At 41.9% G+C, this 15,785-nt stretch carries 15 protein-coding genes; 10 read left to right on the top strand and 5 right to left on the bottom strand.

The window, feature by feature from the left end:
- Positions 1–204 precede the first annotated feature (204 nt).
- From CSH93_RS15305 to CSH93_RS15295, 3 genes are read left to right on the top strand one after another with little or no spacing between them, the layout of a single operon-like run.
- Entirely contained in the window at positions 205–870 is a 666-nt protein-coding gene (locus CSH93_RS15305; protein ID WP_100644160.1) for a class I SAM-dependent methyltransferase, read from the top strand.
- Positions 871–887: 17 nt separating this feature from the next.
- Positions 888–1,382, top strand: coding sequence for a Der GTPase-activating protein YihI (gene yihI, locus CSH93_RS15300; RefSeq protein WP_100644159.1), 495 nt, complete (start codon positions 888–890; stop codon positions 1,380–1,382).
- A 2-nt stretch (positions 1,383–1,384) separates the two neighbouring features.
- Positions 1,385–1,861 carry a DUF2489 domain-containing protein gene (locus CSH93_RS15295; RefSeq protein WP_100644158.1) on the top strand — a complete coding sequence of 159 codons (477 nt, stop codon included), beginning with the start codon at positions 1,385–1,387 and terminating at the stop codon, positions 1,859–1,861.
- Here CSH93_RS15295 and CSH93_RS15290 read toward each other — a convergent pair.
- Positions 1,828–2,430, bottom strand: coding sequence for a DNA-3-methyladenine glycosylase I (locus CSH93_RS15290; RefSeq protein WP_100644157.1), 603 nt, complete (start codon positions 2,428–2,430; stop codon positions 1,828–1,830). The genes CSH93_RS15295 and CSH93_RS15290 overlap by 34 nt on opposite strands.
- A 95-nt stretch (positions 2,431–2,525) precedes the next feature.
- Between CSH93_RS15290 and glyQ the strand changes: the two genes are divergently transcribed.
- Genes glyQ through CSH93_RS15275 form a run of 3 tightly spaced genes read left to right on the top strand, consistent with a single transcriptional unit; the run spans position 2,526 to position 5,972 of the window.
- Positions 2,526–3,431, top strand: coding sequence for a glycine--tRNA ligase subunit alpha (glyQ, locus tag CSH93_RS15285; RefSeq protein WP_100644156.1), 906 nt, complete (start codon positions 2,526–2,528; stop codon positions 3,429–3,431).
- Between the two features lies 1 nt (position 3,432).
- Complete coding sequence (gene glyS, locus CSH93_RS15280) at positions 3,433–5,511, top strand: glycine--tRNA ligase subunit beta (protein ID WP_100644155.1); 2,079 nt, start codon at positions 3,433–3,435, stop codon at positions 5,509–5,511.
- Complete coding sequence (locus tag CSH93_RS15275; protein ID WP_100644154.1) at positions 5,511–5,972, top strand: early set domain-containing protein; 462 nt, start codon at positions 5,511–5,513, stop codon at positions 5,970–5,972. The genes glyS and CSH93_RS15275 overlap by 1 nt, the downstream gene beginning before the upstream one ends.
- Before the next feature lie 623 nt (positions 5,973–6,595).
- Here the strand turns inward: CSH93_RS15275 and gyrB are convergent.
- From gyrB to dnaA, 4 genes are read right to left on the bottom strand one after another with little or no spacing between them, the layout of a single operon-like run.
- On the bottom strand, positions 6,596–9,013 hold the full coding sequence (gyrB, locus tag CSH93_RS15265) for a DNA topoisomerase (ATP-hydrolyzing) subunit B (protein ID WP_100644152.1): 2,418 nt from the start codon (positions 9,011–9,013) through the stop codon (positions 6,596–6,598).
- A 3-nt stretch (positions 9,014–9,016) separates the two neighbouring features.
- Complete coding sequence (recF, locus tag CSH93_RS15260) at positions 9,017–10,144, bottom strand: DNA replication/repair protein RecF (protein ID WP_100644151.1); 1,128 nt, start codon at positions 10,142–10,144, stop codon at positions 9,017–9,019.
- A 10-nt stretch (positions 10,145–10,154) separates the two neighbouring features.
- Positions 10,155–11,258 carry a DNA polymerase III subunit beta gene (gene dnaN / locus CSH93_RS15255; RefSeq protein ID WP_100644150.1) on the bottom strand — a complete coding sequence of 368 codons (1,104 nt, stop codon included), beginning with the start codon at positions 11,256–11,258 and terminating at the stop codon, positions 10,155–10,157.
- A 26-nt stretch (positions 11,259–11,284) separates the two neighbouring features.
- On the bottom strand, positions 11,285–12,646 hold the full coding sequence (gene dnaA, locus CSH93_RS15250) for a chromosomal replication initiator protein DnaA (protein WP_420807266.1): 1,362 nt from the start codon (positions 12,644–12,646) through the stop codon (positions 11,285–11,287).
- A 692-nt stretch (positions 12,647–13,338) separates the two neighbouring features.
- On the opposite strand from dnaA, the gene rpmH reads away from it, so the two are divergent.
- From rpmH to yidC, 4 genes are read left to right on the top strand one after another with little or no spacing between them, the layout of a single operon-like run.
- Complete coding sequence (gene rpmH / locus CSH93_RS15245) at positions 13,339–13,473, top strand: 50S ribosomal protein L34 (RefSeq protein WP_082633349.1); 135 nt, start codon at positions 13,339–13,341, stop codon at positions 13,471–13,473.
- A 17-nt stretch (positions 13,474–13,490) separates the two neighbouring features.
- Positions 13,491–13,850 carry a ribonuclease P protein component gene (rnpA, locus tag CSH93_RS15240; RefSeq protein ID WP_100644205.1) on the top strand — a complete coding sequence of 120 codons (360 nt, stop codon included), beginning with the start codon at positions 13,491–13,493 and terminating at the stop codon, positions 13,848–13,850.
- Complete coding sequence (yidD, locus tag CSH93_RS15235) at positions 13,835–14,092, top strand: membrane protein insertion efficiency factor YidD (RefSeq protein ID WP_420807265.1); 258 nt, start codon at positions 13,835–13,837, stop codon at positions 14,090–14,092. Before rnpA ends, yidD begins: the two co-directional genes overlap by 16 nt.
- Position 14,093: 1 nt before the next feature.
- Positions 14,094–15,767: a membrane protein insertase YidC gene (gene yidC / locus CSH93_RS15230; protein ID WP_100644147.1), complete on the top strand. Its 1,674-nt coding sequence runs from the start codon at positions 14,094–14,096 to the stop codon at positions 15,765–15,767.
- Positions 15,768–15,785 lie beyond the last annotated feature (18 nt).

The raw sequence follows: 15,785 nt of genomic DNA, 5'->3' as shown, positions 1-15,785 counted from the left end.
GGATGAGAATTTTAGGAAGATCTAATAAAGCGTCAGGAAGACCCAAAACAATTTAGATACTCTGTGAATAAAAATAAAAAGTAGAGTGTTCCAGGAAGGAATCAAGCACACGGTGTGCACAATGGGAGAAGTGTCAACTGACACTGACAAACAAGGTGATAGCGAAAGCTCTCACCTTTTTTCTTTTTTGCGTAACACAAAAACATGAATTGCCCGCTTTGCTCTCACTCTAACGTCGACCTCTTTACTCAAGACAAGATCCGCAACTATTTCGAATGCCATAACTGTCATTTGGTTTTTGTCGATCCGACAGCCCTACCCTCAGTAGAAGCAGAAAAGGGTGAATATGAGCTCCATCAAAATGACGACGATGATGTAGGTTATTTACAGTTTCTTGATCGTGCCAGACTACCCTTACTCGAGTTTGCCTATATAGGTACAACGGGAATTGATTTCGGTTGTGGCCCAAATCCCGTACTTGCAAAACGATTGCAAGTAGACGGCTACAACATGAAATACTATGACCCGATATTCTTCCCCGATAGCCATGTGCTCGGTAAACATGCATATGACTTTATTGTATGCACAGAAGCCATTGAGCATTTCCATTCACCAAAAGTGGAATGGCGACTGTGGCAGCGCCTGTTAAAACCAACAGGATATCTGGTGATCATGACAAAGCGTTGGCTAAGTAAAGAACGCTTCCAACATTGGCATTATAAAAATGACAAGACACATGTAAGCTTCTTTCACCTTAGTACGTTTGAATACTTAGCCGAACAATCTCAGTTTGAAATAAAATATGTCTCTGACGATGTAGTAGTGATGCAGCGTAATGCGACTCACGATATAATAAGTGACAGTAACTAATTTATGGGAATACAACTATGCCGCGCGTAAAGAAGTCTCGCAAAGGCGGTCCTATCGGGGTATCTAAATCACCCGAGAATCGAAGCACGCCACAACCGAGAAAACCTAAGCGTAAAAAGGGCAAGGCTCCGGGTTCACGTCACAACGTCGAACAATCTACCACGCAGGCATCAGTACAGAATGCCAATACCGATAAACGGCTGGGCAGCAAAAAGCCAGTTCCTCTTATAGTAACCAAATCTCCAGCAGTTAAACCACAGGCAAAAAAATACGCCACGCCTCGACAGGAGTTGGCCGCACTTGAAGCAAATGAACGGTTTAATCTATTGCTCGATCAATTAGAAAATGGCGATACCCTTTCGCAAGAAGAGCAGGCATGGCTGGACAAGCAACTCGCACGTCATCAAGTATTGTGTGAATTACTCGGCATAAAAGTGGAGGAAGAGTCTGAAGAAGATGATCCTTTTGCACAATTAGACGCTATTCGATTAGACGACTTTAACGACGAGTAAATATGCTAACAGTACTAATCGTATTGGCATGTGCCATTATTGCAGGATTGAGTTTTTATGCCGGTAAACTGTTATACCAGTTACGCGAGCAGACTCTAAAGCAAGAGCAAGCGAGAGAAGCTCGTGTAGAACGGATCACTGAAAGTATTCAAACAATTGCTTTTGCTATGCAACAACAGCAATGTGATTTGTCAGAGGGTGTAATACGCTTGTATCACTTATTGGATGCTTTACCAGTATTGCCCCAACCCGATTTTGCAACGCATTTCCCAGCGGTTCACTCGCTTTATGATCGAGTTTGCCACTTCCCTACCCATGAAGCTCGTAATGCCTTAAGTAAGGCAGAGAGACGTCAACAAGACAAAGAACGGGAAGAGATAGAATCGATACACGAGGCCGACATACTTAAAGAGCTTGATGCGTTAAAAGTTTTTGACGTCACTTTTTATCTTAACGCTAAGCTAACGACCTTTTCATAGCAATGACAGTCTGTGGTGTGGTCATTGACCATGCCCACGGCCTGCATAAATGCATAGCAAATCGTAGAGCCTACAAAATTAAACCCCGCCTTTTTAAGGGCTTTTGACATCGCATCTGACTGAACGGTAACGGTTGGAACGTCAGACAATGTTTCCCACGCATTAACAATGGTTTTTCCATCAGTAAATTGCCATAAGAAATTACTGAATGATTGCGTTTCGGTTAGCGCTAAATAGGCGCGAGCATTGCGGATTATTGATTGAATTTTAAGTCTATTTCGAACAATCCCCTTATCTTGCATAAGACGTTCAACATCATCCTCAGTCATATTAGCAATTAGGGTTGGGTCAAAATTATAGAAAGCATTTTCGTAATTTTTTTGCTTCTGCAAAATGGTAAACCAAGATAAACCCGCTTGCTGCCCGTCTAAGCATAATTTCGCAAATAATTCCTTGTCGTTTTTAACAGGCCTACCCCATTGCGTGTCGTGATAGTGTTGATATAACGGATGTGAAGATACCCAACCACAACGATTGAGTGATGGATCACACTGAATAGCGTCAGACATGGCGAATTCCTTGCATTTGGGGCTACTTTCGTGGTCTTTGAAAATGTATACTATGCCACTTTATTTGACATTGGCCATAGAACTGATTCGCAAGCATGCAAAAATACGACATTAAGACGTTCCAGGGACTGATTTTAGCCCTGCAAGACTATTGGGCGCGCCAAGGATGCGTGATTATACAGCCGCTAGATATGGAAGTAGGTGCCGGTACTTTTCACCCTATGACGTTTCTTCGTTCATTAGGGCCGGAGCCTATCAGCAGTGCTTACGTTCAACCTTGCCGACGTCCTACTGATGGACGTTATGGTGAAAACCCGAATCGCTTGCAACACTATTATCAGTTTCAAGTAATGCTTAAGCCCTCCCCTGATAATATTCAAGAGCTTTATCTGGACTCTTTAAAGGAGCTGGGTTTCGATCCGTTAGTCCATGATATTCGCTTTGTTGAAGATAACTGGGAATCTCCAACGCTAGGTGCGTGGGGTCTTGGTTGGGAAGTGTGGCTAAACGGTATGGAGGTGACGCAATTTACCTATTTCCAACAGGTAGGTGGCCTCGAATGTAAACCGGTTACGGGTGAGATCACCTATGGCCTTGAACGTTTGGCAATGTATATTCAAGGTGTCGACAGTATCTATGATCTGGTTTGGACAAACGGTCCAATGGGTACCGTTACATACGGAGATGTGTTCCACCAAAACGAAGTCGAACAATCTACTTATAACTTCGAATATGCCAATGTAGAGACTCTATTTGCTGATTTTGACAATTGTGAAAAAGCCAGCGAAATGTTGATTGAAAAAGGATTAGCACTTCCCGCATATGAGCAAGTAATGAAAGCTTCTCATGCATTTAATTTGCTTGATGCACGTCATGCCATATCGGTAACGGAACGCCAACGCTACATTCTCCGCGTAAGAACACTAGCAAAGGCTTGTGCTGAACAATACTACGCCAGCCGAGAAGCGCTTGGTTTCCCTATGTGCAAGAAGGAGCAGTAATATGCGCACAGACACTCTATTGATTGAACTGGGTACCGAAGAGCTACCACCGAAAGCACTGAAGAGTCTAGCAACTGCATTCGCACATGGCATGGAAGACGCACTGAAAGCCGCAGAGCTTTCATTTGGCGAAGTGACGTATTTCGCTGCACCACGCCGTTTAGCCTTGATGGTAACGCGTTTAGATCACGCACAAGCTGACAAGACTGTTGAAAAACGTGGACCAGCGGTCAATGTGGCCTTTGACGAAACGGGCACGCCAACCAAAGCCGCTGAAGGTTGGGCGCGCTCAAACGGCATTACAGTCGCAGAAGCACAGCGCCTTAAAACCGACAAAGGTGAATGGTTATTGCACGTTGCTGAACAGTCAGGGGAATCTATTGAGGCCTTACTCCAAGGGTTAGTTGAAAAGGCTCTTTCACGCCTTCCAATTCCTAAAGTTATGCGTTGGGGTGACGGCGATGCTCAGTTTATTCGTCCCGTTCATACCGTATGTGCTCTGTTTGGTAATGACGTTGTCGATATCGAGTTATTTGGGCATAAATCTTCACGCAAGGTACTCGGCCATCGTTTCCACGGAAATGGCTCCTTAACACTTGAAAGCGCAGCTGATTATGCGCAGGCACTTACGCAAGAGTACGTCATTGCCGACTTTGAGCAAAGACGCACCAAAATTGCTGAGGAACTATCCAACAAAGCTGCAGAGCTCGGCTTAGCACCAGACTACTCAGATTCACTTTTGGACGAGATAACATCTCTGGTCGAATGGCCTGTTGTTATGCAAGCCAGCTTTGATGAATCATTCTTAGACGTGCCCAAAGAAGCACTGATCTATACAATGAAAGACGATCAAAAGTATGTACCGCTACTTGATAAAAATGGTCAACTCGCGTCTACATTCTTATTCGTTTCCAACATAGAAAGTGCAGACCCTTCTCAAGTAGTTAAGGGGAATGAGCGCGTCATCCGCCCTCGTTTGTCAGATGCTCAGTTTTTCTTTGAAACAGACAAAAAGACCACGTTGGAATCCCGTATTCCTTCGTTGCGCTCAGTCGTATTTCAGAAACAACTCGGTACTTTAGCAGATAAATCAGAACGCATAGCCGCGATAGCGAGCAATATAGCGGGCACCTTAGGCACAGATAAGTCAGCAGCTACACGCGCAGGTCTATTAGCTAAAACCGATCTAATGACTAATATGGTCATGGAATTCCCGGATGTTCAAGGTGTCATGGGAATGCACTACGCTAAGCATGACGGTGAAAATGAGGCTGTTGCAAATGCATTGTTCGAACAATACCTACCACGCTTTGCAGGCGATGCGGTCGCGACTCATCCAGTTAGCGTAAGTGTTGCGTTAGCTGACAAGCTAGATACCTTAGTCGGTATATTTGGTATAGGCCAACTTCCAAAAGGTGATAAGGATCCGTTTGCCCTGCGTCGTGCAGCTATTGGTGTATTACGTACCATCATTGATAATTCTTTGGCGCTAGATTTAGCTGACTTAGTAGACGTCGCTTATGATGCGTTAAGCGACAAGCTAACTAACGACGAATGCAAAGCGCAAGTATTGTCGTTTGTCATGGCTCGATTGAGTGCGATGTATCAAGATAAAGGTGTATCAATTGACGTGTTACACGCTGTCATGGCCCTGCAGCCAACCAAGCCATCTGATTTTGATGCCAGAGTATCTGCCGTTAGTGAGTTTACGCAAAGTGATGCAGTAGAGTCTCTTGCAGCTGCGCATAAACGTACTGCTAATATATTGAATAAAAACGCAGAGGCTATTCAGAATGCAACTGTAACCACTGCATTGTTTGTAGAGGACGCTGAGAAAAACTTAGCATTCGCTATAGATGATATTCAGAGCACTTTAACAGACGCTCTATCAGCATCAGACTATGGAAAAGTATTGTCTTTAGTCGCTACGTTAAAAAATCCAGTCGATGCCTTTTTTGATAACGTTATGGTTATGGCCGATGAAGAAACGCTACGCGTAAATCGCTTAGCTTTATTGGTTAAACTTAGAGGTATTTTGGAGTGTGTGGCCGATATCAGTAAGTTAGTGGTAAAAAGCTAGTGCAGGTTATACGTTCGTTAGGCAGAGTAGTTGCTCCTTTGGCTTTCTTATTGTTGGGTGGTTGTACATCCTCATCCGTGTTAAATCAAAGCGTCTTTAACACGACACCTGAAATTAATGCCTCTGAACTATACGTCAGAGGAGTCTTTAATTGGTGGGAAGCAGAAGATAACTACCGTTTAATTCAGGTAACTGCGGATAGCTATTCAATTGAATTGGATTTGATTGCCGATGGCCAACCATACGATTTCAAATTAGCGGATTCGGTTTGGAGCCCTCACACTAATTGTGGTGCTGAATCGGTTTCGGTGTCGTTGATAGAGACTCAACTGTATTCATTGTATTGCGGTGATGATGCGCAGAACTTACAGTTTACGCCCTCCCAAACCGGACGCTTTGTCATTTCGGTAGTTCAAAAAGACGCTCATAAATTACTTCTGTCTATCCATAGAAAGTCTTAGCTGGTTTAATTAAATCACTTTTTTCTCATAAAGAGAGCCCCTATTCCGGGGCTTTTTAATTTGTTTTCGCTTAATTGAACAACATCTTAAATTTTAGCTCTTTGTGTGGTTCTGCTGTTCTGCTGTTCTGCTGTTCTGCTGTTCTGCTGTTCTGCTGTTCTGCTGTTCTGCTGTTCTGCTGTTCTGCTGTTCTGCTGTTCTGCTGTTCTGCTGTTCTGCTGTTCTGCTGTTCTGCTGTTCTGCTGTTCTGCAAATAATGGTATTCAGTTTCGTCGGCTAATCAACAAGTCACCATCTTATTTTGCCCAAACAATCCGTTAATAGTCTTTTGAGTTTTCGACAACCACAGGGTTAGGTTGATTCGGTTTGGTTTGGTTTGGTTTGATTTGGTTTGGTTTGGTTTGGTTTGGTTTGGTTTGGTTTGGTTTGGTTTGGTTTGGTTTGGTTTGGTTTGGTTTGGTTTGGTTTGGTTTGGTTTGGTTTGGTTTTCAATAATTTTATTCTAAGAAGTGCGTAACAAGCCCTTAAAGTTTATAAAACTCAATAAGATAAAGCCCACTCATTAATAAAATGAAGTGGGCTTTATTGTAAACAGGGCTTTGGAAAGTTACTTTGTTTGTAACCTACACATCTAAGTTTTCAACTTTCAGTGCATTTGCTTCAATAAACGCACGTCGAGGTTCTACTTGGTCACCCATCAACGTAGTGAACAGTTGATCAGCACCAATGGCATCTTCAATTGTAACCTGTAGCATACGACGGCTATCAGGATCCATGGTTGTTTCCCAAAGCTGTTCTGGGTTCATTTCACCCAACCCTTTGTAACGTTGAATGTATTGTCCGCGTTTTGCTTCAGCCATTAGCCAGGTAAGTGCTTCTTTAAACGTCTCAACTGGTTGAGTACGTTCACCTCGTTTAATGTGGGCACCCTCTTCCATCATGCCATTGATGGAAGCATTGAGGTCGGCAATCTTTGCATACTCACTGCTTTCAACAAAATCATTGTCGATAACATACTCGTAATCGATACCGTGCATGCGCATGATTACCACTAGCTTATTCGTAGACAACTCTAAATCTTGTCTAACATCGAAACTGAACGTTGCACCTTCATCATTTCCATCGATGGTGGACAGTAATTTCTCTGCATATTCATTTAATACGGCTGTATTTTTCAAAGTTTCTTTAGTCAATACATCTGAATAAACCATAGCGTTTAAAAGTGATGTCGGCATTGTTCTATGCATACGTGCGATAAGCTTGTCGGTAGATTGGAATTTTTTCACTAGCGTTTCTAAACCCATACCCGTAATACCTGGTGCGTCGCTACTGGTGTGTAACGAGGCTCCATCAATTGCAATGCTCGTAAGATGTTGATTTAACGCTTCGTCATCTTTTAAATATTGCTCTTGCTTACCTTTTTTAATTTTGTATAACGGCGGTTGTGCAATATACACATAACCGCGTTCAATAATTTCTGGCATTTGACGGTAGAAGAACGTTAATAACAATGTACGAATGTGCGAGCCATCTACATCAGCGTCGGTCATGATTATTATGCTATGGTATCTAAGTTTTTCTGGGTCATATTCATCTCGACCAATACCGCAGCCTAATGCCGTGATCAAAGTTGCTACTTCCTGAGAAGATAACATCTTGTCAAAACGCGCTTTCTCGACGTTCAAGATCTTACCTTTTAAAGGAAGAATGGCTTGGTTCTTTCTATTACGACCTTGCTTTGCAGAGCCTCCTGCAGAATCACCCTCCACTATATACAGTTCGCTGAATGCTGGGTCTTTTTCTTGGCAATCGGCAAGCTTTCCTGGTAATCCAGCTAAGTCGAGTGCACCTTTACGGCGAGTCATTTCCCTAGCTTTTCTAGCCGCTTCGCGAGCACGTGCAGCGTCTATGATTTTGTTTGCGATTACTTTACTTTCAGTCGGGTTCTCTAATAAGAATTCAGCAAACTTTTCGCCCATTGTTGTTTCAACGGCCGATTTAACTTCTGAAGAAACCAGTTTATCTTTTGTTTGAGATGAGAATTTCGGGTCTGGTACTTTAACGGATACAACGGCAGTAAGGCCCTCACGCGCATCATCACCTGATGTTGCGGCCTTGGCTTTTTTATTCAGGCCTTCCTTTTCCATGAAGTTATTTAGAGTACGTGTTAGTGCCGCTCTAAACCCAGCCAAGTGAGTACCACCATCTCGTTGAGGAATGTTATTGGTAAAACAGAAAACATTTTCTTGGAAACCATCATTCCATTGCATCGACACTTCAACCGAAGTACCGTCTTCTCTTTCTGTTGAAAAGTGAAATACCTTTTGATGAACCGGCGTTTTGTTTTGGTTTAAGTACTCAACAAACGCTTTGATACCACCTTCATACATAAAGTGGTCTTCTTTACCGTCCCTCTCATCTTTTAGTTTTATTGAGATTCCTGAATTGAGAAATGATAGTTCGCGAAGGCGTTTCGCTAGAATATCGTAGTGAAATTCAGTTTGAGTAAAGGTGTCATGACTAGGCCAAAAACGAACCATGGTACCTGTTTTATCAGTGTCACCGACAACCGCTAGCGGTGCTTGGGGAACACCGTGTTGATACTCTTGTTCGTGCGTTTTGCCGTGACGGCGAATACGTAGTTTGAGCTTACTCGACAATGCGTTTACAACTGAAACACCAACGCCGTGCAATCCACCAGACACTTTATAGCTGTTGTCGTCGAATTTACCACCGGCGTGCAGTACCGTCATAATAACTTCGGCTGCAGACACACCCTCTTCTTCATGTATTGCGGTAGGTATACCACGGCCATCATCAGACACAGAAACGGATCCATCATTGTGTATCTGAATCATAATTTCACTACAATGACCCGCTAGAGCTTCGTCTATTGAATTATCTACCACTTCGAAAACCATATGGTGTAAACCTGTACCATCATCGGTATCACCGATATACATTCCAGGTCTCTTACGTACAGCATCAAGGCCTTTAAGAACCTTAATACTCGAAGAATCGTAGTTATTCTGCTCTGCCATCAATTACTCCTCGGTCACGCGGTTATGTTCCACGTGAAACATTTTCTTATTATGTGCATCCGCTGAAAGCGAAAATTGCGACTTTTCAATCGCGGTTATAAAAATCTGAGCATCAGATTTAAGTAGCTCTCCAACAAACACTGCTCGCTTTGTTTCGTCCAATTCAGCACCTATATCATCTAGAAGAAATATGCCGCCGGATTGGGTTGTCTCGAATAAGAGTTTACTTTGAGCAAGTTGTAGTGCTGCAACAAGCATCCTAAGTTGCCCTCGAGATAAGATCTCGGTTGCTAATTTGCCATTCGCTTTGATTTTAAAATCTGCCTTATGGGCACCCACCGATGTATAGCCAAAGCGAATATCGTTCTCACGCTTTTCTGCAAGAACCAATGACAAATCTTTACTTAAATCCCAACCACCATAATACGATATTTCGATAGAAAACTCAGGTAAAAATTGCGTAATAAACCCATTAAATATCGGCTCTAAGCGCTCTAAATACTCGGTTCTCAGTCCATTTATGCGCGACGCACCCTTAACTATATTTTCAAGCCAATATAGCTCCTGAGTTACAATATTTGAACTATCCTTCTCGCCCGAATGAGCACTTGATTGCTTCATTTTTTTTAGCAGAGAGTTCCTATGACTCACAGACTTTTTATATTGTGACGACAAGTTAAAGAAAGATTGTTCCACGTGAAACAATCCCCAATCTAAAAATTTGCGCCTGTTGGAAGGACCTGACAATAACAAATCAACACTCTGAGGCGTAAAAATCTGCACAGGAAATAATGACACGACATTAGATATGCGTTTACTGCGTTCGCCATTAATACTGCATTCAAAGGTGTCCGCTATACTTCTCTCTACACCTACTCTGGTAACGCTATCTGTATTTTTACCCTCTGAGCACTTAGTAAATACAGTAAAGGAACTAGCGCCATGGCGGATAATGTTCTTCGGATGAACCGTTCTAAAAGAACGGCCATAACCAAGTAAATGAATAGCTTCTAGAATTGACGATTTGCCGCTACCATTTTCACCATACACCAAATTAACTGTTGGTGATGGTGAAATCTGGAGGGTTTCAAAGTTTCTAAAATTCGATACCTGGAGCGTATCCAATTTCATTAAATAAGCTCTATAGCCTCATTGGCATGATGACGTACTGAGCAGCACTATCTTCTGCCGATTCAATTAACGCACTGGAATTACTATCCGACAAGGAAATACTCACACTTTCTTCTTTTAGTGCATTTAAAACATCTATCAAATAAGCGACATTGAAGCCTATTTCGAGGTCATCGCCAGTGTAGTCAACATCCACGATTTCTTCAGCTTCTTCTTGTTCTGGGTTATTTGCTGTGATTTTTAATTCGCCTGTCGCTAGATTTAATCGAACGCCTTTGAACTTTTCATTTGATAGAATTGCAGCGCGAGAAAATGCTTGTTTCAAGACCTCTTTGCTCGACTTAACAACCTTGTCACACTCTTTTGGCAGAACTCGGCGATAATCTGGGAATCGCCCATCTACTAGCTTACTGGTGAAAATAAAGTCACTAGAAAAAATGCGAATATGGTTACTACCTAACTGTATTTTGAGTCCTTTATCATCATCTTCAATTAAGCGACTTATTTCCAAAACACCTTTTCTTGGAATAATAACTTGTCTTGAGGCAAGGTTTAGACCCTCGAACGAAAGTTTGCAAAGTGCTAAGCGATGTCCGTCTGTAGCAACTGTGCGTACAAGATTTCCTTCCGTTTCTAGCGACATACCATTTAAATAGTAACGAACGTCCTGCTGCGCCATTGAGAAGGCAGTACTGTCGATAAGCTGCTTTAAATCACTGCGTGTGATTTCGAATTCGACCTCGCCTTCCCAATCTTCTAGATTAGGATAATCATTGGCTGATAATGTAGACAAAGAGTAACGACCGCGACCACTTCGGATTATTGCTTTATTACCATCGACTTCGAAAATAATATCGTTGCCTTCATTAAGTCCGCGGCAAATATCCAACAATTTTTTAGCAGGAACTGTCGTTTCGCCTTCAATGAAATCACCATCTAAACCAACACTAGAGATTAACTCTACCTCTAAATCTGTACCTGTAAACCAAAGTGCGCCCTCACTAACTTTAATAAGAACATTAGACAGTATAGGAAGTGTGTGTCGGCGCTCCACAGCACCAACTACAAGTTGAAGAGGTTGTAGTAATTTTTCGCGGCTAATTGTGAATTTCATCAGTTAGATTACTCGCTTGTTTAACTCTAAGAAGACAGCGTTCGGATTAAGTTTTTATAGTCCTCTTTTATATCATGACTTTCTTCTCTTAGCTGCTCTATTTTTCTACAAGCGTGCAGAACCGTTGTATGATCACGACCACCGAAAGCATTTCCGATTTCTGGTAAACTGCGATTCGTCAATTCTTTTGCCAACGCCATTGCAACTTGACGCGGACGGGCAATACTTCTGCTGCGTCGTTTCGACAATATGTCAGAGAGCTTAACTTTGTAGTAGTCGGCAACTGTTTTTTGAATATTATCAATGGTAACCAACTTGTCTTGTAGCGACAGTAAATCACGTAAAGCGTCTTTAACAAATTCAATCGTAATCGGCCTTCCAGTGAAGTTAGCATTAGCTATTACCCGATTCAGTGCACCTTCCAATTCACGTACATTTGAACGTAAACGCTTAGCAATGAAAAATGCTACTTCATTAGGTAGCACAATTCGGTTTTCAGCGGCCTTTTTCATTAGAATCGCAACCCGTGTTTCTAATTCTGGTGGTTCGATAGCAATTGTTAGCCCCCAACCAAAGCGAGACTTCAACCTATCTTCAACGCCTTCAATTTCTTTTGGGTACCGGTCGGATGTGAGAATAATTTGCTGATTGCCTTCTAACAAGGCATTAAACGTGTGGAAGAACTCTTCTTGCGAACGGTCTTTATTCGCGAAAAATTGAATATCATCAATCAACAAAGCATCAACTGAACGATAAAAACGCTTAAACTCTTCAATGGCGTTGTTTTGCAGCGCCTTTACCATGTCTTGCACAAAGCGTTCAGAGTGCATATAGACAATTTTTGCGTCGGGCTTATTATCTAAAATCCCATGTCCTACTGCATGTAACAAGTGGGTTTTACCAAGACCTGTACCACCATAAATAAATAGCGGATTATACGCCTTGCCAGGATTATCAGATACTTGAGAGGCAGCTGCTCGCGCCAATTGATTGGACTTACCTTCTACAAAACTATCAAATCTATAGTTTGGATTTAAATTGTTCTTATGAAGAGCTGCAACGGGCGAAACTTTTGTGACGGGTAATACAGGAGATTCGCTAGCTAAATTTTCTAAGTCCCGATTTCCATGTGAAATACCTTGTGCAGGTTGCCTTTGCGTATCTACAAAAGATTCCGTCGCTCCAACAGTTTCTACCGGAGGCTTAACTTTACGATTTGCTTGAATATCCAAATTTAACTTTGGTGCATCACTACCGGCAAATTCAGATAATAAATTAGCAATAACACTCCGATACTTATCTCTTACCCAATCTAAAATAAAATGATTTTGCGCAAATAACGTGAGTGAATCTTCAGAGAGATCATAATTCAGAGGTCTTATCCACATACTGAACTCTTGAGTGGGTAAATCTTCCTTTAACCGCTCAAGACACTTCGCCCAGATATCCATTGTTTAAAAAACCCCTTTCTTATTGTTTATTATGTACTTATCTTAAAATTTTGCTGTTTCTGTAGATTTTTAATAAAACTACTGCTCTTTGATAGGAAATAGCGATTACTGACGAAAAGCACAACACCGACCGAACAGCTGTGAATTATCTCTTACTGATGAAAAGAAGTAAATCCAATATGCGATCATTTTATGTATAATCCATCATAAACCAACCATATATTAATGATTTCAAATAGATTTATTTATTTACACTGCGCGATCGCGGATCATTTTGGGTCAAATTCATGCTTTAATTTGGTGCATTAGATTTAAGTATACTGAACAATTTTAATGCCAATTATTTGCCATTCAGCTCAAATCTGTGGATAAATTAATCATAGAATAAATTTTATTCACAATTTGGCGTAATATCACACAACCTTAAGCCCCTGAGAAATCAGTGTAATTTGCTTATTGATGGTAGTTACCAAAGTATTTGCCTTATAAACCCTATAATTTTAAACAATTATATTGACATCAATGCCCGCGATCTCTAGAATTCAGCGTCCTTTTTGAGCACCGCATCAAATTAGCAATAATTAATGCAGCTCGAAGATCCTTTAAACTACTAAGATGAGACTCAGGCGATGAAAAGAACTTTTCAACCGAGCAATCTGAAGCGTAAGCGTTCACACGGTTTCCGCGCTCGCATGGCGACAAAAAATGGTCGTAAAGTGCTTGCAAGCCGCCGTGCAAAAGGTCGCGCTCGTCTTTCAGCATAAGCTCAACCTTGCTTAAAGTGGGCGAGTGCAGATTTACTCGGGAGTTACGCCTGTTAACTCCCACCCACTTTAACTTTGTTTTTTCTGACGCAACTCCCGCTACTTCCAACGCTTTTACCGTACTAGCCAGACACAATGATGAGCAACATCCTCGTCTGGGAATTACTATCGCTAAAAAACGAATTCGACACGCACACGACAGAAACCGTGTTAAAAGAATAATCCGAGAAAGTTTTAGAATAAATCAGCACCGCCTACCAAATGTTGATATAGTCGTGCTTGGCAAATCAAACGCTGAATTATTATCCAACCAAGAACTATTTACCGTACTAGATAAATTATGGAAAAAGCTCGCAAAGCGCTGCGCAGCCTGTTGATATTCATACCCGTATTACTAATAAAAATTTATAAATGGGTAATATCGCCATTGTTGGGGCCACAATGCAGATTTCATCCAACTTGCTCTAGTTATGCAATTCAAGCACTTAAACGGCACGGATTATTCATTGGTGGTTGGTTATCTGTTAAACGCGTTATAAAATGCCACCCTTTGCATCCTGGAGGAATCGATCCCGTTCCTCCGAGAACGAACAAAAACAAAGAATCACTAAGAGATTAATATGGAATCGCAACGCAGTTTTTTGATTATAGGTCTAGCACTTGTCAGCTTTTTATTATGGCAACAGTGGCAAGTAGATTATGGCCCTAAAATGGTTGAACCAGTAGCGACGGAGGCTAACGCCCCTGCGGCCAATGCGGTACCTAGTGCTGTTGCAGCCAACAGTGATGTCGTCCCTACCGATATAGCACAGGAAAGTTTAAGTGAAGTTCCTTCCAGCGTTGCTGTATCAAATGCTGATTCCAAGCGTTTCATTACCGTCAAAACTGACACCTTAAACGCAACAATAGACCTTATTGGTGGTGATGTCGTTGTAGCTAACTTAAACAAATTCACCATATCCCAGGATTCAGAAGAACCGTACAGCCTATTACGTGCAGAAAATGCCGGGTTGTATGTAGCGCAAAGTGGATTAATTGGACCAAACGGCCCTGACGGCAATAGCCAAGGCAGACCTTTGTATTCAACGCCGAAATCAGAATACGTTATGGAAGGTGACACTTTGGCAATACCGCTTTCATGGGTAAATGAAAGTGGATTGAGTATTACCAAAACATTCACTTTCACACGTGACTCTCACATAGTTAATGTTTCTTACACAGTAGAAAATAACACCAGTAATAGCGCGCAAGTTCAACAGTATGCGCAACTTAAACAAACGATGACGAAATCAGAGAGTAATATGTTTATGCCTACCTATCGTGGTGCTGCATATTCAACTCAGGACACACGTTATGAAAAATTCAAGTTCACTGATTTTGAAGATGAGAACCTTCGCATCGCCACAATTGGCGGTTGGGTTGGTATGCTGGAGCATTACTTCGTTTCTGCGTGGGTACCGCCTCAAGAAGAAACCAATACAATCTATTCTCGTTTAATTAATAATCAGTTTGCGATCATCGGTTACACCACGCCGGCAGTACTTGTACCGGCTGGCCAAAGCGAAACAATTTCAAGCACGTTGTATATGGGTCCGAAAGATCAGGAAACCCTAGCCAATATAGCCCGTGGTTTGGATTTGACTGTTGACTACGGCCCTCTTTGGTGGATTTCACAACCACTATTTAGCCTATTGAAGTTTCTATTTGATTTCGCTGGTAACTGGGGTGTAGCTATTATTCTGATTACTATCATTGTTAAGGGTGTTATGTACCCCCTAACGAAAAAGCAATATGAGTCTTTTGCCAAATTGCGAGTTCTAGCACCGAAAATGCAACAGCTTAAAGACCGTTATGGTGATGACAGACAGAAAATGTCTCAAGCTATGATGGAACTTTATCGCAAGGAAAAAGTTAACCCTATGGGCGGCTGTTTCCCGCTTCTACTACAAATGCCCATATTCCTAGCACTATACTGGGCGTTGCTAGAGAGCGTTGAGTTACGCCACGCAGAATTCTTCTTGTGGATTACTGACTTATCAGTGATGGATCCGTACTTTGTATTGCCTGTACTGACAGGTGCCAGTATGTATCTGCTACAAAAATTAAATCCAACGACTGTTCAAGACCCCATGCAGCAAAAGATCATGCAATGGATGCCCGTAGCCATGAGTATATTCTTTATTTGGTTCCCTGCAGGTCTAGTACTTTATTGGTTGATTTCAAACGTCATTACTATCGTACAAGCGAAAATGATATACAGCTCGATGGAAAAACGCGGTCTTAAAACGCATTAATCTTTTACTGGAGAATAA

Source organism: Neoalteromonas facilis, assembly GCF_002807665.1.
GTDB lineage: Bacteria > Pseudomonadota > Gammaproteobacteria > Enterobacterales > Alteromonadaceae > Alteromonas_E > Alteromonas_E facilis.
This window is presented reverse-complemented; position numbering and strand designations above follow the sequence as displayed.

Excerpts from the sequence above, each read along its gene's own strand:
- CSH93_RS15295 (WP_100644158.1), top strand. The coding sequence starts at position 1,385 with ATGCTAACAGTACTAATCGTATTGGCATGTGCCATTATTGCAGGATTG.
- recF (WP_100644151.1), bottom strand. The coding sequence starts at position 10,144 with ATGAAATTGGATACGCTCCAGGTATCGAATTTTAGAAACTTTGAAACC.
- CSH93_RS15290 (WP_100644157.1), bottom strand. The coding sequence starts at position 2,430 with ATGTCTGACGCTATTCAGTGTGATCCATCACTCAATCGTTGTGGTTGG.
- rpmH (WP_082633349.1), top strand. The coding sequence starts at position 13,339 with ATGAAAAGAACTTTTCAACCGAGCAATCTGAAGCGTAAGCGTTCACAC.
- yidC (WP_100644147.1), top strand. The coding sequence starts at position 14,094 with ATGGAATCGCAACGCAGTTTTTTGATTATAGGTCTAGCACTTGTCAGC.
- gyrB (WP_100644152.1), bottom strand. The coding sequence starts at position 9,013 with ATGGCAGAGCAGAATAACTACGATTCTTCGAGTATTAAGGTTCTTAAA.
- glyQ (WP_100644156.1), top strand. The coding sequence starts at position 2,526 with ATGCAAAAATACGACATTAAGACGTTCCAGGGACTGATTTTAGCCCTG.
- CSH93_RS15305 (WP_100644160.1), top strand. The coding sequence starts at position 205 with ATGAATTGCCCGCTTTGCTCTCACTCTAACGTCGACCTCTTTACTCAA.
- glyS (WP_100644155.1), top strand. The coding sequence starts at position 3,433 with ATGCGCACAGACACTCTATTGATTGAACTGGGTACCGAAGAGCTACCA.
- dnaA (WP_420807266.1), bottom strand. The coding sequence starts at position 12,646 with ATGTGGATAAGACCTCTGAATTATGATCTCTCTGAAGATTCACTCACG.
- yihI (WP_100644159.1), top strand. The coding sequence starts at position 888 with ATGCCGCGCGTAAAGAAGTCTCGCAAAGGCGGTCCTATCGGGGTATCT.
- dnaN (WP_100644150.1), bottom strand. The coding sequence starts at position 11,258 with ATGAAATTCACAATTAGCCGCGAAAAATTACTACAACCTCTTCAACTT.